This is a genomic window from Agrobacterium deltaense RV3, from assembly GCF_900013505.1.
GTDB lineage: Bacteria > Pseudomonadota > Alphaproteobacteria > Rhizobiales > Rhizobiaceae > Agrobacterium > Agrobacterium leguminum.
The window spans coordinates 234780-252989 of sequence record NZ_LT009747.1 but is presented as its reverse complement, the minus strand read 5'-3'; the positions used below and the strand labels follow the sequence as shown (position 1 = coordinate 252989).

The following is an 18210-nucleotide window of genomic DNA, read 5'->3' as shown; positions in this document are numbered from 1 at the left end:
CGCGGAGCCGGGAGAAAAGTAATGGCCACAATGAAACAGACGGAACGCGCCGCGGAGGCAAAGGAAGAATCGCTCGCGAAAACAATGACCGCGACTGCGCACCTGCGTCTTCGCCAGCTTATTCTGGACAACAAGTGGCCACCCGGCTACCAAGCGACCGAACAGGATGTTGCTTCGCAGCTCGGTATGAGCCGAACACCTGTCAGGGAGGCGCTGATGCGTCTCCAGCAAGATGGGCTCGTGTCCGTCATCCCACGTCATGGCGTGCGGGTCTTACCAGTTTCGATGTCGGACATGCGGGAAATCTACGACATCCTAACATCTCTGGAGAGCACCGCCGCCGAATTGGCCGCATCGCGTCATCTTTCCGAGGTACAAATTCGGGGTCTCGAGAAAGCCACGGCCGACATGGACAGGGCGCTGGCTGAGGACGACTTGGAAAGTTGGGCACAAGCGGACGCGCGGTTCCATGAACAGCTTCTTGAACTTGGCGGCAACCAGATGCTGAAATCGGTGGTCCTGAACTTTATCGACCGAGCTCATCGCGTCCGAATGCTGACCCTTAAAATGCGTCCCAAGCCAGTCAACTCTACACGCGAGCATGCCGACCTGGTTCGTGCCATTAGGGAAGGAGATCGCGACAAAGCACGCAACATTCATCGGGCGCACAGAGCGCGCGCGGGCACTGAATTGCTCGCTCTCCTTGAACGTCTCGGCCTCAATCACCTTTAGAGAATAGGTAATCAAACATGTCATCGCTCAAGAATAGCTTCAAGGTCGCAGTCCTGCCGGGAGACGGTATCGGCCGTGAAGTGATGCCTGCCTGCCTCGAACTCATTGACGCCTCGATCAAGCTCGCTGGCGCTCCCTCGGTTTCGTTCGAGATCCACCAAGCTGGTGCGCAGCACTACGCCGAAACCGGTGAAGCTCTCCCCGCCGCCGCACTCGAGGCCTGCCGCTCCTCCGACGCCATCCTATTCGGGGCGATGGGTTGGCCCGACATCCGTTTCCCTGACGGCACCGAGATCATTCCGCAGCTCGACCTACGTATGGAGTTCGGTCTGTTCGCGGGCGTGCGCCCAATCCGTTGGTTTCCTGGCCTCCCGAAGGTCCTCTCCGACCCACGCGCTGAAGGTATCGACTTCGTCTTGGTTCGCGAACAGACCGAGGGCCTCTTCTATGCCCGTGGCCGCGGTGAAATCCGCGATGACCAAGAAGCATACGACACCATGCAGATCACGCGCGCCGGCACCGAGCGTGTCACCGAGTTCGCCTTTCACCTCGCCGCAGAACGCAAGCGCCGCGGCAAACCGGGCATTGTAACATGCGTCGACAAGGCGAACGTATTCGCTTCGATGGCGTTCTTCCGCAAGGTATTCGACGAGGTGGCCGATCGCCATCCGGACCTGAACCGGGATTACGCGTATGTCGACGCCCTCGCGCTCAACATGGTCAGGAAGCCATGGACGCTGGACGTTCTCGTGACCGAAAACATGTTCGGCGACATTCTGTCGGACTTGGCTGCTGGCTTGATCGGTGGCATGGGCATGGCTGCCTCCGCCGATATCGGTGAAAACCATGGCCTCTTCCAGCCCGCACACGGCACTGCACCTGATATCGCTGGCAAGGGGATCGCGAATCCGAGCGCAATGTTTTTGTCGGGAGCGATGATGCTAGATTGGCTGGCCGTACGCCATGGGGAAAACAGGCTTGCAGATGCAGCACGTCTTATCGAAGCCGCTGTTGAGCACACCCTCTCAGAGGGGCTGGCTATTCCGATGGAATACGGCGGCAAAGCTAATTGCGTCGACATGACCCGTAGTGTCATCAGCTCGCTTAACGCAGTCCAGAAGGAGGTCGCATGAGTGTGGAACAGACCAAGCGGTTCGTGGTCGTCGTCGATTTCGTCATACATGACGAACATGTCGAGAGGTTCCGCCCAGCGATAATCGCCAACGCGGCCGCCTCGGTGAACGACGAGCCGGGTTGCACGGTGTTTGACGTATGCGTTGATCCGGCGAACCCGAAGCACACTCACCTCTACGAGGTGTACAACACCAAGGCGGATTTCGATTTCCACCTGAAGACGGAACATTTTCTGAGTTTCAACGAGCTTACCGCTCCATGGGTTGCTGACAAGCGCGTCCAGACCTTTGAACTCGTGATGCAGGCATGAAGGAAGGCACGATGGCAAACGAAATCAAAGCGATCGTCTTCGACACGTTCGGTACCGTCGTCGACTGGCGCGGCTCGATCATCAATGATCTCAGTGCTTGGGGCAAAGCGCAGGGGCTCGAAGTCGACTGGGCTGCGGTCGTGGACAAATGGCGCGACCGCTATAACCCCCAGAAAGCACGTGTCCGTACAGGCGAACTCCCGTGGACGAACCTTGACGAGCTCCACTTCGACTCCCTGAAATCGGTCTTCACCGAAATGGGCATTCAGGAACTTGAACATGACAAGATGATGCACATCAACAAGGTCTGGCACCGCCTGGAGGGGTGGCCGGACGCGTCTAAGGGCCTTCACCGCCTCAAGACCAAGTTCATCATCGGCCCGCTGTCGAACGCGAACGTTGCGATCCTTGTCAACATGGCCAAGCACGCAGACCTGCCATGGGATAACGTGTTCTCTTGCGAGCTGTTCAAGCACTACAAGCCGGACCCCGAGACCTATCTCGGCGTCTGCAAGCTCCTATATCTCGAGCCAAGCGAAGTCATGATGTGCGCCGCGCACAACTACGATCTCGCCGCCGCCCGCAAACTAGGCCTCAAGACGGCGTTCATCGCCCGTCCGACCGAACTCGGTCCAGGCCAGACCGTAGACCTCCACGCCGAACAGGACTGGGAATTGGTCGCCGACGACCTTGAAGACCTGGCCACGCAGCTCGGTTGCTGAAAGAGAGAAAGACCATGCAAACATATAAGATGTTTATCGACGGAAAATGGGAAGACGCCGCCAACGGAGAGACCTTCGAGACGCGCAACCCGTTCACGGGCGAAGTCTGGGCTCACATTCCGAAGGGTGGTAAAGACGACGCCGAGCGTGCGATTGTCGCTGCGCACAAGGCGTTCACCAGTGGTCCCTGGCCGAAGCTCACGGCAAGCGACCGCGGTCACCTGCTACGCCGCCTCGGCGACCTGATCGCCGAAAACGCCGAGCATCTCGCGAACACCGAGGTGAAGGACAATGGCAAGCTCATCAACGAGATGCTATTCCAGCTCAAGTACATTCCGCAGTGGTACTACTACTTCGGTGGTCTTGCTGACAAAATCGAAGGCGCTGTCATCCCGATCGACAAACCGGACACGTTCAACTTCACTCGCAACGAGCCGCTGGGCGTGTGCGTCGGTATCACTCCATGGAACTCCCCGCTCCTGCTTCTCGCCTATAAGCTCGCTCCGGCGCTCGCCGCCGGCAACACCTTTGTAGCTAAGCCGTCCGAGTTCACCTCGGCTTCGACGTTGGAATTCGCCAAGCTCGTGGAAAAGGCGGGCTTCCCGACAGGCGTCTTCAACGTCGTCACTGGCTTCGGCGCGGACGTAGGTGAAACCCTGACCGCGCACAAATATGTCAGCAAGATTGCTTTCACGGGTAGCGAAGGAACGGGGCGCAAGATCGGCGAACTCGCAGCTCGGAACTTCAAGAAAGTCACGCTGGAGCTCGGCGGCAAGAGCCCCCACATCGTCTTCGCTGACGCCGAGATCGACAACGCAGTGAACGGCGTCATCTCTGGCATCTTCGCCGCGACGGGCCAGACCTGCATTGCGGGATCGCGACTGCTTGTAGAGCGGAAAATCCACGACCAGTTCCTAGAAAAGGTCGTCGCCTTGGCCAAGACCGCAAGCATGGGCGATCCGATGTCGACCGCGACGCAGGTTGGGCCGGTGACAACCCCTCCTCAACTCGACAAGATTTTGGGCTACATTGAAATCGCGAAGAACGAAGGCGCTGAATGCCTACTAGGCGGTGGTCGCCCGAGCAATCCCGAGTTGTCTAACGGCTGGTTTGTCGAGCCAACGATCTTCTCAGGGGTGCGCAACGACATGCGCATCGCGCAGGAGGAAGTCTTCGGTCCGGTGCTTGCGGTTATTCCGTTTGACAGTGATGAGGAAGCGATCCACATCGCCAACGACACGAACTACGGCCTCGCTGCGGGTTTCTGGACACAGGACATGCGCCGTATCCTCAAAGTGTCGTCAGCGATTCAGGCCGGAACCGTCTGGGTAAACACCTACCGGACCATCAGCTACATGTCACCTTTGGGTGGTTACAAGCACTCCGGTATTGGTCGCGAGAACGGCATGGCGTCGATCCAGAACTATATGCAGACCAAAAGCGTGATGATCTCCACGGTTGAGAACGTTGCAAACCCCTTCATCATGAGGTGATGCCGATGGCCCCCCTTCTGATTGGCTGCGTCGCCGATGACTTTACTGGCGCGACGGATGTGGCGAATATTTTCGCTCGCGGCGGTCTCAAGACCACGGTTCTTATCGGCGTGCCTTCTGCAGACGAGCCCTTGGACGCAGAAGCCATAGTGATTGCCCTCAAGACACGGACGATCCAGCCGTCGCTCGCAGTCGACGAGTCTATTAGTGCGCTACGCTGGCTCCGCCAGCGTGGTGCAAAGAGATTTTACTTCAAATACTGTTCTACGTTCGACAGCACAGCGAAGGGAAATATCGGTCCAGTAACAGAGGCTCTGCTAAAAGAGCTTAATAGCGATTTTACGATCGCCTGCCCTGCTTTTCCTGCGAACGGACGCACTATCTACAAGGGAAACTTGTTCGTTGGTGACGTTCCCTTGAACGAGTCCGGTATGCGGAACCACCCGCTAACGCCTATGAAGGATTCGAATCTTGTTAGGGTCCTCGCGGAACAAACGAAGCTAAACGTATCGGCATGCTTTTACGACACCGTCCAGCGAGGAGCATCTGCAATCAGTGAATGGGCCGAAAAAGCAATGTCTGACGGTACCGATATCGCTGTCATTGACGCGTTGGGCGATGCCGACCTCGTGGAAATCGCGAAAGCGTTCGAAGACATAACCCTTTTCACGGGGGCATCTGGACTCGCTTACGGTATTGTCGCAGCCCTCGGCAGGGATGCGACAGCCGTTGATGCCGTATCGAAGACTGAAAAATCGGGCGCGAGGGCTGTTATCTCAGGAAGCTGCTCTGTTGCTACAAACGATCAGGTTGAGACAATGCTTCGAGACCATGAAGGCTACAAGATCGATGTCGATGACCTTGCCTCGGGAAAAGACGTGGTTGGTGATGCGCTTCGCTGGGCGAAAGCTAGGCTAGGCTCCAAACCAATTCTCATCTACGCGACAGCAAAGCCTGAACAGGTGCAGTCCAATCAGGATAAGCTCGGTGTTGAAGCTGCAGGAGCGCTCGTTGAGGAAGCCTTGTCGTCTATCGCACTTGCCCTAGTAGAGAATGGGGTTTCCGAACTGATCGTAGCCGGCGGCGAAACGTCCGGCGCGGTGGTCAAAGCCCTTGGCGTGAAGGGGCTCAAAATCGGCGGCGAAATTGCTCCCGGCGTTCCGTGGGTTCGGACGAACCACAACAACAAATCTATTGCCCTTGCCCTCAAGTCCGGAAACTTTGGCAATTCCCGCTTTTTCCTCGATGCGTGGGAGAAACTGTGATGTCATCTGTTCTGTCCGAAGAAGCGAGGACGCGCGACGAAATAGTAAGCGTCGGCAGGTCGCTCTTTGATCGTGGCCTTACGCCTGGGTCCTCAGGCAACATCAGCGTTCGAATGTCGGACGGGCGAATGTTGATGACGCCTACGAACGCTTGCCTCGGCGAACTCGATCCGGAGCGCATCTCGTTGTTCTCAGTCGAGGGCATCCATGTCGGCGGGGATCGACCTACCAAAGAAGCATTCCTGCACAAATGTATGTACTGCGGAGGAAGGAATCGGAATGCAGTTGTCCATCTACATTCCACCTACGCAGTTGCAGCGAGCATACTAAGAAACATCGACGCTGGTGACGTGTTGCCTCCGCTGACAGCATACTACGTCATGCGTGTCGGGACGCTCCCTCTTATTCCTTACTTTCCACCCGGTGACGAGAAGCTTGCGACTGCGGTAGGAGCGGCTGCCGACAGACATCATGCTGTTCTAATGGCTAATCATGGCCCTATTGTAGCGGGGAAGTCCTTAAAAGACGCTCAGTACGCCACAGAAGAACTAGAAGAAACCGCAAAACTGTTCATTTTGCTTCAGGACCACGAGGTTCGCCCTCTTACTGCGGCACAGAAAGCTGCTTTGGCAAAAATCTGAGGGCAAACGGTCTGACCTTGCCCCGTTGAAATAATCCATTTTGAAGTAAGCTCTGGCCCATTTGATGTGCTCCCCGAATTTGGGCCAGCGGGAGCTGGAATTTTCTGGGGTTTTGAGGTGCTCCCGCCCTCAAAGACGAACCGACGGCCACCATCGAGCATAGTGTTGATTGCCGCTGAGAACTGACCCGAGGGGGTCACTCTCACGCTGGGTCAGTTCTCAGTGGCAATCAACAGACACGCTTTTACGTGATAAAATTTAGTCCGCTTAATCGTCACGCTGGATTCTATACACTAATACTTCTTTCCGGAAAACTCTCGCACTCTAAAAAACGGTGTTGACGCCCCAAACAAAGCCGCTCCGGTGTACGCGAAGAAAGCTTGCTTATGTTTCGCATCGGTCTCGACCGTCACTGCCGTTTCAGTTCGCAATTCTTCGGTACTCTTACACATTGCATATCCTTATCGCACCGTGTTGTCCGCGCGTGTCAATTTCAGAACAGTCAATTCAGATGGCACTCCTATCCGGAGAGCGAACCCAATCCAAAGCGCAGTTCCGTTGTTTACGTAAAGTGTCATTCCATCAACGTCGTATAGCCCTGACACGAAGCCATTGTTGAACTGTGCTATGAACCTATCAAAACCAACGATCATCCCACCGTGTGTATGACCCGATAGCTGGACGTCTACTCCAAGGCGGGCTGCATCAGCTGCATTTTTGGGTTGATGATCCAGAAGTATGACCGGGGACCCCGATGGCGCACCGCTAATCGCCTTGCCGACGTCAGGTCCAGGAAGACCGAAGTTAGCGGCTGACAGATCGGTGACTCCGGCCAGAACGAGTTTAGAGTCTCCTCGAACGAGAATGACGTGGCCGTTGTCGATCGCGTTCATTCCGAGGTCTTGGTACTGGCGCATCCAACCGTCGTGGCCGAAGTAGTACTCGTGGTTCCCCGGAATAACGAAGACGCCATCCTTAGCGCTCAACCTGGCCAAAGGCGCTACATCTATCTTGCGAGCCTGAAGATCGCCGTCGATCAGGTCGCCAGTAACGACGATCAGGTCCGGGTTTTGGGCGTTAGCAAGGTCCACGGTCTTGCTAACCCAATCGGCCTGGAAAAGGCGGCTGATGTGCAGGTCGGTGAGCTGGACGACACGATATCCTTCGAATTCAGCAGGCAGGTTCGCGACAGGAAGCGAGACCTCCTTCACCGCAGGCACTCTGATTGCCTGCGACACGCCTAACGCGGAGATCGCCACGGCAGCGAGACCGACCGCATATCGTATATGGACGCTAGGCCGAAAACGTCGCCGCAAAGCCAGCGCAAGAACTATAAGTACGAAATCGATCGCAAACTGGGCCGCGGCGAGCAAGAGCACGCTCCCGGATAGCCAGTTCGTAGTGATCATCAGCCAGCGCGGCACCTCCGGCGAGAACATGGTTCCGAACACCAGGAGGCTGATGAGGCTGTGCTGGAAAACGATCATCAAGACGGCAGAGATCGTTCCCCGGAGCCAACGCGGCCATGGCAGGGGAAGTACGAATCGCACGACGACGTAGAGACAAAGGAGAGCTTTTACAGAATGGAACACCGCCGCTCTATAGACGGGCCACCTCTCGCTGTGGAGCCAAATTATCCTCAGCACCACGATGAGTTTTGCTCACGTAACCATTTGTGGTGCTCATGTATTGTCGGGTGCTCGCTCCCATTGCCCCTTACTCGACGGAGCTGCACAAAATGCAAGCAAAACGCCTTTGGGCGAGAAAGCGACCATATGATTCCGAACACCCTACGCGCCGCCATGCTTACCTTCACCGCGCTCGCCGGACTTCCCGCGATGGCCGCGGACCCACAACCAGCTTGGCGGTATTGGGACGCAACTGCTTCCAATGTGCCATTGGCATCTAACCTGCACGCGCTAGACGCAGCAATGGCAGACGTGGATTCTGATGGCGACCTGGATGTCATCGTTGCCGTCGAGATGGACGCAAGCCGTCTCTATCTGAATGACGGCAAGGGGAAGTTGACGCTGAAAAGCGATGCTTTCGGAGGGGGGATACACGATAACGAGCACGTGCGTGTCGCCGACTTTAACGGTGACGGCAAAGCCGATGTGATTTTCGTCGCGGAAGAGGACGGGGAGCACCAGCTCTATTTCGGCGACGGCAAGGGGAACTTCACAAACGCCACCAACAGGCTTCCCGGAAAGAGCCAAGGCAACGCTCTCGCGATAGGCGACGTCAACGGCGACGGTCTGACTGACATTGTTGTTGGCAATTCGGCAGAGAGCCGACGGGGCGCAGAAACTCCCGATCCGCGGGATTTCCTGTGGCTGAGCGACGCCGAGCGCCTAGGATATTTCATTGACGCGAGCGAAACCCATCTGCCCAGCGACAAAGAAGACGCGCAGGGCATCGCCCTAGCCGACCTTGATGGCGACGGTGATCTCGACATGGTTGTGGCGAACCAGACACCTCCCAATCGCCTGCTGCTGAATGACGGAACTGGGCACTTCACGGATGCGACTGACTACATGGAGCGGACGACGCCGCTGGAGAGCCGGGAAGTCCATATCTTCGATGCCAACGCCGATGGGAAGCAGGACATCCTCTTCTTCAATCTGACCAGCAACAATCAAGGCTGGGATAAAGACCCGCAAACACGGTTGCTAATCAATGACGAAAGTGGGCGGTTCGTAGACAACACGAACACCCATTTGCCGAAGCACAAGTTCTCCAGCTGGGGCGGAACCGTTACAGACTTCAACGGCGACGGAAAACCAGACCTTCTCGTTAGTGCGATCGACGTGCCCGGGTTCAAGGCTCTTCAGGTCAAGGCTTGGCAGAATGACGGCACCGGCAAGTTCACCGATGTGACCGCGGATCTTGTGCCCAAAGAGACTGTCGGTCGCAGTTGGAGCATGGCGACGGGAGACCTCGATGGTGACGGGCGTGCGGACATCTTTATCGGCGGCTGGGGTACACAAGCCCGCTTGCTGCTGACGGGCGAACGCGACAGCTAAGGCTGAACGGAGCTCATCGCTCCATTGAATTGTGCGCGTTTTCAAAATCGGTCAGTCCGGCGGATGGTGAAGATTGAGGCTGAGCCTCATCGCCCCAAAACTCTTCCGCCGGACTGCCGATGACACAACGACTGACAAACGCCATTTCGCGCACCGAACTTATTTGCCTAATCGCAGCAGTGATGGCTCTGAATTCGCTCGCAATCGACATCATGCTGCCGGCCTTGCCCGCCATGGGGGCTGCTTCCTCTAGCCCGCATGGCGTCATAGCCGCACTGCCATCGCGGTATCCGAACACTTGAAAGCGGCGGCCAAGCCGCTTCCATGTAGTCGAAGTCGTTGAAGCCAGCGATGCCCATCCTCGGGAATTGCAGTCGAACAACGCACCAATCGCTAGGACGTCGATAGTGCAGAGGACGGCATCTGCATCGGGGGCGTCGATCCAGCAGATCATACATCATCACCCGGCCCTCCGCCGCAGTCGAAATCTGTTGGGAGTCCTTCGGCGGCCGCGCAATCTAGCCGGCGCTGGATGCCACTGCTTCATTTTCTCGCTTCGTAAGTTCGAGCGATAGCTTGCGATTGTCCAGCAGCGCCAACATATGATAGTCGGCCAACTCCACTAGCGCGGTGGCAACGTCGTCGGGGGCCGCCCTGACTGAACTGCGTTATCGGTCACCATAGAGATCGCCGCCTCCCATAAACTCATGTCGTTTTCATCAGACCAAGCCTAACATCACCGTGGGATTAGCGGTGATCGCTTGATCATTTCGGTTGCCACATCGCCGCAGGCGCGCTGTATCGGACGCCTTAGTGCTTGGTCGTAGGAGCTCTTATTGATCGGATGGGCAACCTAGTTTTTCAAAGACGCTCGCGTTGGCAGAGGGCTAATACAACCCTTGTGGCATTTGCTACATCATCCCGGAACTTTATGATAGCGGCTACCGCTCGCTAGATAGCATGGCGACGATACTGATCGGCAACTACGTCGGTCTGGCTGCCACTCGTGTGAACGCGCCAACCTCTGACCCTGTCCACTGACGATCGGCGAAACTAGCCTGAGAACCTGACGGACAAGCCGTCGGCTACCGAAACAGCCCTAATGCTGCGGTAGTTGGTGATGCTCGGCCTATCGACTAATGTCGCGGTCTCCGTTTCCATGATCACGAGGACGGAGCATCCCGCAGCCTCACCTGATCGTATCCCCGCGTCAGCGTCCTCGAACACTAGGCACCGCGACGGCGCGAACGAAAGCAACTGCGCACCTGCCAGAAACGGGTCGGGCGACGGCTTACCTCTTTTGACGTCCTCGGCTGCTATGAGATTCCGCGGCATACGGAGGCCGGCCGCACCGATGCGACGGAGCGCCAACGCTCGAGGCGCGGACGTGACAACAGCCCATCTCTCCGGCGGCAACAATGACAAGAAATCGGCAGCGCCAGGGATCGCCGTGACACCGTCCAGGTCTTCAAGTTCACGAGCCTCGATCTCTGCAGCGGCACGTAGAGGATCGATACCCGTGTGACGGAGGTCGGCCATCGTGTCCTGAACACGGCGGCCGTGATACGGCGGAGTTGGAATGCCGTTATCCCTCGCCCATCCACCCCAGACTCGATCCGAGGCCGCACGAGAATCGAGGATTGTCCCGTCCATGTCGAAAAGGAACGCGTCAAACAACATGGCTTCGAGCGCAAATGCTTTCAACTTCTTCATCCAACTCTATTGTTGTCACGGCGAGGGACGCTCGCGTCCACTCCTCGTTCTTGCACCAAGCAGGTTTGTCGATCAAACAACGTCTGCACCGATCGCGGCCAATGCGGCCCGAGCCACCTCGAAGTCCTGATCGCCGGTCCCAGAGCCGACACCGATAGCACCAGCGAGCTCATTATCAAACCGGATCGGCAGGCCACCGGGAAGATGAGTGACACTGCCCCGCGAAGCGATCCCAGCTGCGACACCGAACTCGGCATTCATCGCGCCCGTTGGCGAATTGATTGACGCCGCAGTCGAGCCTTTGACCTAGCGGTGTGCATCGAAAGATACTTCGCGCCATCCATGCGAACGCTCGCCAAGGTTTCGCCGCTCCGGTCAACGATGAAGACGCACTGCGGAACGTTCATGGATTTGGCATGAGCTACCGCGGCCGACAGGGCTTCCGGTGCGGCGTCTGACGTTAGCGTGATCGTGTTTCGAAACTTGGTCATAGCCTGCTCCTTGTCGATGTACACCTTACTAAATCGAAGACCCCAGGTTTAGGAAGTTTGATCGAACAGGTTTTGTTCGCCTTCGGCAACAATCGGACAGACGGAAGCAAAAGCGGCCACCAGTGAACAGGGCGAAGTCTCGACGTCGACCGGGGCCCCCGCCGAGGAGGATCTCCTCTTCTTATTTGGTAGAAGCACTGCTGTACTTGGCATCCAGTTCATTGATCGCAGTCACGTTTCCAGCCGATCGACCGTTTTCATCAAAATGCTGTGAAAGGAAGGCATCAGCGATCGCTTTAGCCGACTCAGGACCGATCACTCGAGCACCCATCGTGATGATCTGCGCGTTATTCGACAATGCCGCGCGCTCGGCCGAGTATGTGTCGTGGGTTAGTGCCGCGCGGATACCGGGAACTTTGTTCGCAGAAATGCAGACGCCGATGCCCGTCCCGCACACCAAGATCGCCTTGTCGTATGTGCCGTCGATGACACCAGAAGCGACACGCTCAGAAAGGTTGGCATAGAAAGCGTCGGGACCGTCGCTGGTTCGCGACACCTCGGCAACGTCAAAGCGGTCTTTGAGATGATCGGCGAGGATTTTCGCCAACCCTTCGCCTGCGCTGTCACCTGCGATTGCGAGTTTCATGGGTATTCTCCTTTCCTTGGTGATGAAACTACCGAGCGAGCGCTGCGCTGCACTTGGCTAGGATGTTGAGATATCCTTCGACCTTCCATGCGGAACGCCCGATGAAGAGGCCGCCCACGCTTGGGCACGAGATCAATTCCTCGCAGTTGTCCGGGTTCACGGAACCGCCGTATAGACAAGGAATTCGACGCCCGAGGACGTCCTGAGCAACAGCGATGATTTCAGCTTGTCTAGCATCTGCGTAGTCGGAAGATGCGGGAATGCCATTTACCCCGATCGCCCACACTGGCTCGTAGGCGAGAAGGATATCGGCGTTCTTCTGATCGCCTGCGAGCTTGGAAAGAGCGCCGCGAACCTGAGTTTCAAGTACCTCGGCGGCGCGACCGCTTTCACGATTTTCGAGTGTCTCGCCGATGCAAATGAGTGGGATCAGGCCGTGGCGCACAGCGGCCTCAGTCTTGAGACCAACCGTCTGGTCGGTCTCGCCGAAAAATTCCCGCCTCTCGGAATGGCCGAGTTCGACGATATCGAGATTGCAGTCCTTGAGCATCAACGGTGATATTTCTCCGGTCCAAGCACCCTCATCAGCCCAATGCATGTTTTGCGCCCCGACCTTTGCCGAACTTGCAGATAGAATGGATTTGACCTCTCGGACGGCGGTGAATGGCGGGATCACGAAGCGCTGAATTCTGGGGTCTGCCGACGCGTCTGCCTCCGACAGCGCCTGCGCAAATTGCCGAGCTTCGGACTGCGTTTTGTTCATCTTCCAGCTGGTTCCGACCCAGAACTGCCTCGTGTCGTTCATGTCGTCATTTCTCCTCGACGCTGGCAATTTTGACGATTGTAGGCTTGTTCTTGAGGCCGTCCGCAGTTTCGGGAGGCAGCGGGCTGTCGGAGATGATGGCATCGAAGTCAGACAAACTCGCGAGGCGGTGGAGCGCACTGTGTCCAAACCGTCGACTGTTGATCAGCAAGCAGTTTTGGCGGGACGCCTTCATCATCGCCTGCTTAGTCCGGACGACATGCTCGTCCATGTGGTATGCGACCCCGCCTGATGCGGCTGGTGCCGAGATGAACGCGATATCGGCGCTCAGCTGGGACAATGCGTTGTCGGTGATCATTCCGAAGTAGGCGTTGTACTTAGCCGAGTAGACGCCGCCCAAGGTAATCAGGTTGAGCCCGCTTTCGTTTCGGGTCCGGTCCATGATGGCGGCGCTGTTTGTAATAATGGTGAGTGGACGTTTGGCGAGCAGGACCTCGCCGAGGATCGCGGCCATCGAACCGTCGTTGATGATGACTGTCATCCCAGGCTCAACCAGTTCGGCGGCGGTCGTCGCGATAGCCAACTTGACGTCGGCTTCTTGCATTTCACGAATACGGAAGTCGCTTTCGAATTGGGTACCCGCGTCGATGGTCGCACCACCCCTTACCTTTCTAAGGACCCCGGCCCGCTCGAGCTCGTCAAGGTCCCGATGGATCGTCATTTTTGACACGGCAAACCGACTGGCGAGATCGTCGAGATCGACGGCTCGCTTCTCGACGAGGAGATTTATGATCTCCTGCTTCCGGTCTTCTCTTTTCATAGGTTCTCCCTTTCCACTCAAGCGTTTGGCGCAGATCGATTAAAGCGTATTATGCCAAACCGAGCGAGTTCCCAGTCACCTGGGACAAAGCGAACCCGACAAGTAACGCACTCTCATGTCCGCCAGGGATAGAGGCCGAATTTTTTCGGCATTGCCTGCGGAGCCAAAGGCCTCGAACCGCTCCTTGCAAAGCTTGGTCACGGCTTCCATCGAGGGCTTTAGGTACTTTCGAGGATCGAACTCGGCTGGGTTTTGGGCCAAAACTTTCCGTATCTGTCCGGTCATCGCCATACGACAGTCCGTGTCGATGTTAATCTTCCTAACCCCGCTACGGATGCCGCGCTGGATTTCCTCGACGGGAACGCCCCATGTCGGCTCCATTTGGCCGCCAAACTCATTGATGATCTCCTGAAGCTCCTGCGGCACAGAAGACGACCCATGCATCACGAGATGAGTGTTTGGAAGCTTTCGGTGGATTGCCTCGACGACGTTCATTGCGAGGACGTCACCGTCCGGCTTACGCAAAAACTTGTATGCGCCATGACTGGTCCCCATTGCCACAGCCAAGGCATCGATCCGTGTTTCCTGAACAAATTTGAGCGCGTCATCGGGGTCTGTCAGAAGCTGGTCGTACGACAGCTTGCCCTCGGCACCATGGCCATCTTCAGCCTCGCCCATTCCGGTCTCGAGCGAGCCGAGAATGCCGAGCTCCCCTTCGACCGAGACGCCGCAAAGGTGGGCCGCTTCGGTGACTTGCCTGCTGACCGCGACATTGTAGTCCCAATTCGCCGGCGTCTTGCCGTCAGCTTCCAATGAGCCGTCCATCATGACGGAAGTGAAGCCTGCCTGTATCGCCGTCAAGCAAGTACCCGGCTCATTGCCATGGTCGAGGTGCACGCAAACCGGTATTGTTGGATGGATTTCCACGAGAGCCTCCATCATGTGACGCAGCATGATATCGTTGGCATAGGCACGGGCCCCTCGCGACGCTTGAAGTATGACGGGAGAAGACGTCGCAGCTGCCGCCTCCATGATCGCGAGCGCTTGCTCCATGTTGTTGATATTGAAGGCAGGCACCCCGTAGCCGTATTCGGCGGCATGATCCAGCAATTGACGAAGCGTAATTTTTGCCATCTTAGACTTCCTTGCCCGCGCGGCTTTCATGGATGTATTGCGAGAGCTTGTTGACCTCATTGATCGATCCGAAGACCAATGGGGTACGGGAATGGTAACTCGCGACCGCTTTGCTGAGAATCGGTCGGGCACCGTCGGTTGCTGCTCCACCCGCTTGCTGCATGAGGAACGCTATCGGATTAGCCTCGTATAGGTGACGAAGCCGCCCGGTGACGTATCCGGGCCGATCATCGCCGACGTAGAGGAAAATGCCGCCGCGGCGGACAATCCGGTGCAGCTCGCCCACGGCTGCCCCTAGCCACCTCATGTTGAAGTTCTTGCCGCGCGGGCCTCCAACGCCTGCCATGCAGTCTGCCAGATAGAAGGCAACACCTTCTTCCGTGTAGCTTCGGACTGAGGCGTTGAAAGCGAGCTCTGCGGTATCCGGCTTAACCATCGCGTTCTCGTCAAGAATGACGAACTGCGTATCCACGGGATCGTAAGTGGCAAGAACCAGACCGTTGCCAACGCTGAAAGCTATGTCGAGTGAGTTTCCGTACGAAACATAGCCCGCCGCGACGATGTCGTTTCCGGGACGAGTGAAAGGGTCGACACCTGGAGCCTCGGGAATAATCGAGAAGAAGGTTCCCAATGGCGCGCCGAGCCCGACATTGCCAGAACCGTCAAGTGGATCGATCGCGACGGCATAGCCCTCATCCCTCCCGCTTTTTACGGGCAGATCGGCCTCTTCCGAAAGAACGCTCGTCGCTCCGGCTTTTAGAAGCAGACTTACGAATAGATCGTGCGATGCAACGTCCAGAGCCTTCTGATCGTCGCCGTCTGAATTGACGCCACTCAAGGCGCTGAGATCACCTGGCACAGCGCCACGAGCGATCCGGACTGCGAGCGCCTGTCCACCTCGACTGATCGCCTCGATCAGGGCAGCGATCTGCCAGCGCCGATCATCCGAACCCTTCCAATCGCGAAGGTACGCGGGGACGCTCCGCCGCCGGTGATCAGGCGCGTCAGTTCTGAGTTCGAAGACATATTCCGTCACTGCGGATGACCTTCTTGCCAAAGGGCTGCAGCGATGACCGCCGCAGCGCAACGTCCTCACGGACCGAAGTTTCGAATGCAGTTTGCCACAGTCGCCAAAAATCACAATATAAAAAATAAAAATCACAAAAATTGTGATATATTGTTATAATTTCGATCATCCCTTTTGACTTTGCGACCGCACGGTAATTTGCTAAAGGTAGATCATACATCATACCTTATGGAGAGAGATATGGAATATGTCCGTCTAGGAAAGACCGGCTTGAAAGTTTCCAGATTGGCGCTTGGGTGCATGAGCTACGGCGTACCCGAACGCGGCAACCACCTGTGGACGCTCAATGAAGAGCAATCGAGGCCGCTATTCCGGCAGGCGCTGGAGGCTGGCATAACATTTCTCGATACGGCTAACGCCTATTCGGACGGGACCAGCGAGGAGATCATAGGAAAGCTCCTGAAGGAGTTTGCGAAGCGCGACGAGGTCGTGCTTGCGACCAAGGTCTATGGCCGCATGAACGGCAGCGCGAACGGCGTGGGTCTGTCGCGGAAGGCAATCCTATCGGAGGTCGACAACAGCCTTCGCCGCCTCGGTACCGATTACATCGATCTCTATCAGACCCATTTCTGGGATAACGACACGCCGATTGAGGAGACGCTTGAGGCGTTAAACGATGTCGTACGGGCGGGAAAGGTCCGCTACATCGGCGCAAGCAATGCCTATGCCTGGCAGTTCGCCAAGGCGATCCAGATATCCAAACGCAACGGCTGGGCAGCTTTCTCCTCGATGCAGGCGCACCTGAACCTGATCTACCGAGAAGAGGAACGTGAGATGCTTCCGCTTTGCCGCTCGGAAGGAATCGGTGTTATGACCTTTAGTCCATTGGCGCGGGGGATGCTTACAAAGGACGCAGGCTTGCAGAGCAAGCGTTCTGAGACAGACAACGTGACCGGGCGCTTCTACCAGAAGGCCGCCGCAGCAGACCGCAACGTGATTGACGAAGTTGCCAAGGTCGCCTCCGAACGCAACCTGCCTCGAGCGCAGGTCGCGTTGGCCTGGGTTCTTCAGAAGGATGGCGTCACCTGCCCGATCATTGGCGCGACCAAGCCGGGCCACTTGGAAGACGCGGTGGCGGCGCTTGGCGTAAAGCTTACGGCGGAGGAAATCCGTCGGCTAGAAGCTCCGTACGTCGCTCACGACGTAGTTGGCCTGAACTGAAGATAAAGTGGCGCGGGAAATCGAGCCACCCTCGGCACTCAGGGACGCGGTGCCGCCGCGCGACGAAGTCTGTCATTTATTGCGATACCGATCCCTACTTCGGGGATCGGCATGACGGCGATACCGTTGGGCACGATTTCGTCTGCGGCCTTCAACATAGCGTAGAGGTTTCTTGCGGATTCTTCTAAGTCACCTGCCAAACTCAGATGAAGAATAGCAGTGGCCAGTTCATAACGGTGTGTCGTCGGCCCGAAGGTCAGCAGCACCTCCCCCGCCCTGACATCCACGGCGTTCAGTCGAACGGCGGCATTTGGAGCGTAGTGGGACTCCATCATGCCAGGTGCGACGATTTTCTGGTTCTGATCTTTCGCCAAAACTTCGATTCCCGTGGCTGCCGCAATGCGTTCAACAGTCAGCCCGCCGGATCGCAACAGATGCACCTCCCCACTGGCGACCTTCAAAATCGTAGATTCCACTCCGATCGACGTCGGGCCATCGTCGAGGACGAGACCGACAACGTCTCCAAGGTCCGCGATCACGTGGTCCGCAGACGTCGCGCTCACTTTTCCGGAGATGTTCGCACTGGGAGCGGCAAGCGGTTTGCCAAAAGCCTTGATTAATTCGGACGAAACCCCTGAGGGCACTCTAATCGCGACCGTCTTGAGCCCCGCGGTCGTGATTGACGGAAGCTCAGCATCCTCTCTCATCGGGAGCACGAGGGTCAATGGGCCCGGCCAACATGCCTCTGCCAATGCCTTAGCCACCGGATCGAAATGAGCCAACCGCGCTGCCATGTCGATGTCCGAGCAATGACAGATCAACGGATTGAAGGATGGCCGCCGCTTAATCGAGAAAATGCGTTGCACTGCGTGTTTATTGGTTGCATCGGCGGCCAGACCATAAACGGTTTCGGTTGGCATGCCGATAACTTCCCCACGTTCGAGGGCCGCGCAGGCGGCTGTCATTGCCTTGCTGCGATTTTCCTTGACGCTGAGTTTCATGGCTTTTTCCTTTCGATAACTGAGAGTGGGTTAATCAAAAAAAAATATCTTGTCAAAAGAGGTATGACCTTATA

18 protein-coding genes and 1 pseudogene are annotated in these 18210 nt (G+C 56.9%); 9 read left to right on the top strand and 10 right to left on the bottom strand.

Annotated features, from left to right (window positions below; translation table 11 throughout):
- Nucleotides 1-21: 21 nt before the first annotated feature.
- Genes AGR7B_RS24935 through otnC form a run of 7 tightly spaced genes read left to right on the top strand, consistent with a single transcriptional unit; the run spans nucleotide 22 to nucleotide 6297 of the window.
- Nucleotides 22-732, top strand: a complete 711-nt coding sequence (locus tag AGR7B_RS24935; protein WP_080858399.1) for a GntR family transcriptional regulator — start codon at nucleotides 22-24, stop codon at nucleotides 730-732.
- Nucleotides 733-749: 17 nt separating this feature from the next.
- Nucleotides 750-1865, top strand: a complete 1116-nt coding sequence (locus AGR7B_RS24930) for an isocitrate/isopropylmalate dehydrogenase family protein (RefSeq protein WP_080858398.1) — start codon at nucleotides 750-752, stop codon at nucleotides 1863-1865.
- Entirely contained in the window at nucleotides 1862-2176 is a 315-nt protein-coding gene (locus AGR7B_RS24925) for a putative quinol monooxygenase (RefSeq protein ID WP_080858397.1), read from the top strand. The genes AGR7B_RS24930 and AGR7B_RS24925 overlap by 4 nt, the downstream gene beginning before the upstream one ends.
- Nucleotides 2177-2187: 11 nt before the next feature.
- Entirely contained in the window at nucleotides 2188-2898 is a 711-nt protein-coding gene (locus AGR7B_RS24920) for a haloacid dehalogenase type II (protein WP_080858484.1), read from the top strand.
- Nucleotides 2899-2912: 14 nt separating this feature from the next.
- A complete protein-coding gene (locus AGR7B_RS24915) occupies nucleotides 2913-4391 on the top strand; it encodes an aldehyde dehydrogenase (RefSeq protein WP_080858486.1) in 1479 nt (492 codons plus the stop codon).
- A 5-nt stretch (nucleotides 4392-4396) separates the two neighbouring features.
- Nucleotides 4397-5656 carry a 3-oxo-tetronate kinase gene (gene otnK, locus AGR7B_RS24910; protein ID WP_080858485.1) on the top strand — a complete coding sequence of 420 codons (1260 nt, stop codon included), beginning with the start codon at nucleotides 4397-4399 and terminating at the stop codon, nucleotides 5654-5656.
- The gene (otnC, locus tag AGR7B_RS24905; RefSeq protein WP_080858396.1) at nucleotides 5656-6297 is read left to right on the top strand and encodes a 3-oxo-tetronate 4-phosphate decarboxylase; all 642 of its coding nucleotides are present in this window, start codon (nucleotides 5656-5658) and stop codon (nucleotides 6295-6297) included. Before otnK ends, otnC begins: the two co-directional genes overlap by 1 nt.
- A 461-nt stretch (nucleotides 6298-6758) precedes the next feature.
- On the opposite strand, the gene AGR7B_RS24900 is transcribed toward otnC, so the two are convergent.
- Nucleotides 6759-7889 (bottom strand): metallophosphoesterase, encoded by a 1131-nt coding sequence (locus AGR7B_RS24900; RefSeq protein WP_080858483.1) that lies wholly within the window; start codon nucleotides 7887-7889, stop codon nucleotides 6759-6761.
- A 183-nt stretch (nucleotides 7890-8072) separates the two neighbouring features.
- On the opposite strand from AGR7B_RS24900, the gene AGR7B_RS24895 reads away from it, so the two are divergent.
- The gene (locus tag AGR7B_RS24895) at nucleotides 8073-9320 is read left to right on the top strand and encodes an FG-GAP repeat domain-containing protein (RefSeq protein WP_080858395.1); all 1248 of its coding nucleotides are present in this window, start codon (nucleotides 8073-8075) and stop codon (nucleotides 9318-9320) included.
- Between the two features lie 13 nt (nucleotides 9321-9333).
- Here the strand turns inward: AGR7B_RS24895 and AGR7B_RS26075 are convergent, their stop codons facing one another.
- From AGR7B_RS26075 to AGR7B_RS24855, 8 genes and pseudogenes are all read right to left on the bottom strand, one after another.
- Nucleotides 9334-9774 (bottom strand): hypothetical protein, encoded by a 441-nt coding sequence (locus AGR7B_RS26075; RefSeq protein WP_080858394.1) that lies wholly within the window; start codon nucleotides 9772-9774, stop codon nucleotides 9334-9336.
- Nucleotides 9775-10373: 599 nt separating this feature from the next.
- On the bottom strand, nucleotides 10374-11033 hold the full coding sequence (locus AGR7B_RS24885; RefSeq protein ID WP_080858393.1) for an HAD-IA family hydrolase: 660 nt from the start codon (nucleotides 11031-11033) through the stop codon (nucleotides 10374-10376).
- A 72-nt stretch (nucleotides 11034-11105) separates the two neighbouring features.
- A pseudogene (locus AGR7B_RS24880) lies at nucleotides 11106-11524 on the bottom strand (GlcG/HbpS family heme-binding protein).
- 181 nt (nucleotides 11525-11705) lie between these two features.
- The gene (gene derI / locus AGR7B_RS24875; protein WP_080858392.1) at nucleotides 11706-12170 is read right to left on the bottom strand and encodes a D-erythrulose-4-phosphate isomerase; all 465 of its coding nucleotides are present in this window, start codon (nucleotides 12168-12170) and stop codon (nucleotides 11706-11708) included.
- Nucleotides 12171-12198: 28 nt separating this feature from the next.
- Nucleotides 12199-12975 carry a triose-phosphate isomerase gene (locus AGR7B_RS24870; protein ID WP_080858391.1) on the bottom strand — a complete coding sequence of 259 codons (777 nt, stop codon included), beginning with the start codon at nucleotides 12973-12975 and terminating at the stop codon, nucleotides 12199-12201.
- Nucleotides 12976-12979: 4 nt separating this feature from the next.
- On the bottom strand, nucleotides 12980-13753 hold the full coding sequence (locus AGR7B_RS24865) for a DeoR/GlpR family DNA-binding transcription regulator (protein WP_080858390.1): 774 nt from the start codon (nucleotides 13751-13753) through the stop codon (nucleotides 12980-12982).
- 75 nt (nucleotides 13754-13828) lie between these two features.
- Nucleotides 13829-14887, bottom strand: coding sequence for a class II fructose-bisphosphate aldolase (gene fba / locus AGR7B_RS24860; protein WP_080858389.1), 1059 nt, complete (start codon nucleotides 14885-14887; stop codon nucleotides 13829-13831).
- A 1-nt stretch (nucleotide 14888) separates the two neighbouring features.
- Nucleotides 14889-15923, bottom strand: a complete 1035-nt coding sequence (locus tag AGR7B_RS24855) for a class 1 fructose-bisphosphatase (RefSeq protein ID WP_080858388.1) — start codon at nucleotides 15921-15923, stop codon at nucleotides 14889-14891.
- A 231-nt stretch (nucleotides 15924-16154) separates the two neighbouring features.
- On the opposite strand from AGR7B_RS24855, the gene AGR7B_RS24850 reads away from it, so the two are divergent.
- Nucleotides 16155-17135, top strand: a complete 981-nt coding sequence (locus tag AGR7B_RS24850; protein WP_080858387.1) for an aldo/keto reductase — start codon at nucleotides 16155-16157, stop codon at nucleotides 17133-17135.
- Between the two features lie 38 nt (nucleotides 17136-17173).
- On the opposite strand, the gene AGR7B_RS24845 is transcribed toward AGR7B_RS24850, so the two are convergent.
- Nucleotides 17174-18136 carry an L-threonylcarbamoyladenylate synthase gene (locus AGR7B_RS24845; RefSeq protein ID WP_080858386.1) on the bottom strand — a complete coding sequence of 321 codons (963 nt, stop codon included), beginning with the start codon at nucleotides 18134-18136 and terminating at the stop codon, nucleotides 17174-17176.
- Nucleotides 18137-18210: the final 74 nt, after the last annotated feature.

Coding starts and splice junctions, on each gene's coding strand:
- AGR7B_RS24935 (WP_080858399.1), top strand. CDS start 22: ATGGCCACAATGAAACAGACGGAACGCGCCGCGGAGGCAAAGGAAGAA.
- AGR7B_RS24930 (WP_080858398.1), top strand. CDS start 750: ATGTCATCGCTCAAGAATAGCTTCAAGGTCGCAGTCCTGCCGGGAGAC.
- AGR7B_RS24925 (WP_080858397.1), top strand. CDS start 1,862: ATGAGTGTGGAACAGACCAAGCGGTTCGTGGTCGTCGTCGATTTCGTC.
- AGR7B_RS24920 (WP_080858484.1), top strand. CDS start 2,188: ATGGCAAACGAAATCAAAGCGATCGTCTTCGACACGTTCGGTACCGTC.
- AGR7B_RS24915 (WP_080858486.1), top strand. CDS start 2,913: ATGCAAACATATAAGATGTTTATCGACGGAAAATGGGAAGACGCCGCC.
- otnK (WP_080858485.1), top strand. CDS start 4,397: ATGGCCCCCCTTCTGATTGGCTGCGTCGCCGATGACTTTACTGGCGCG.
- otnC (WP_080858396.1), top strand. CDS start 5,656: ATGTCATCTGTTCTGTCCGAAGAAGCGAGGACGCGCGACGAAATAGTA.
- AGR7B_RS24895 (WP_080858395.1), top strand. CDS start 8,073: ATGATTCCGAACACCCTACGCGCCGCCATGCTTACCTTCACCGCGCTC.
- AGR7B_RS26075 (WP_080858394.1), bottom strand. CDS start 9,774: ATGATCTGCTGGATCGACGCCCCCGATGCAGATGCCGTCCTCTGCACT.
- AGR7B_RS24885 (WP_080858393.1), bottom strand. CDS start 11,033: ATGAAGAAGTTGAAAGCATTTGCGCTCGAAGCCATGTTGTTTGACGCG.
- derI (WP_080858392.1), bottom strand. CDS start 12,170: ATGAAACTCGCAATCGCAGGTGACAGCGCAGGCGAAGGGTTGGCGAAA.
- AGR7B_RS24870 (WP_080858391.1), bottom strand. CDS start 12,975: ATGAACGACACGAGGCAGTTCTGGGTCGGAACCAGCTGGAAGATGAAC.
- AGR7B_RS24865 (WP_080858390.1), bottom strand. CDS start 13,753: ATGAAAAGAGAAGACCGGAAGCAGGAGATCATAAATCTCCTCGTCGAG.
- fba (WP_080858389.1), bottom strand. CDS start 14,887: ATGGCAAAAATTACGCTTCGTCAATTGCTGGATCATGCCGCCGAATAC.
- AGR7B_RS24850 (WP_080858387.1), top strand. CDS start 16,155: ATGGAATATGTCCGTCTAGGAAAGACCGGCTTGAAAGTTTCCAGATTG.
- AGR7B_RS24845 (WP_080858386.1), bottom strand. CDS start 18,136: ATGAAACTCAGCGTCAAGGAAAATCGCAGCAAGGCAATGACAGCCGCC.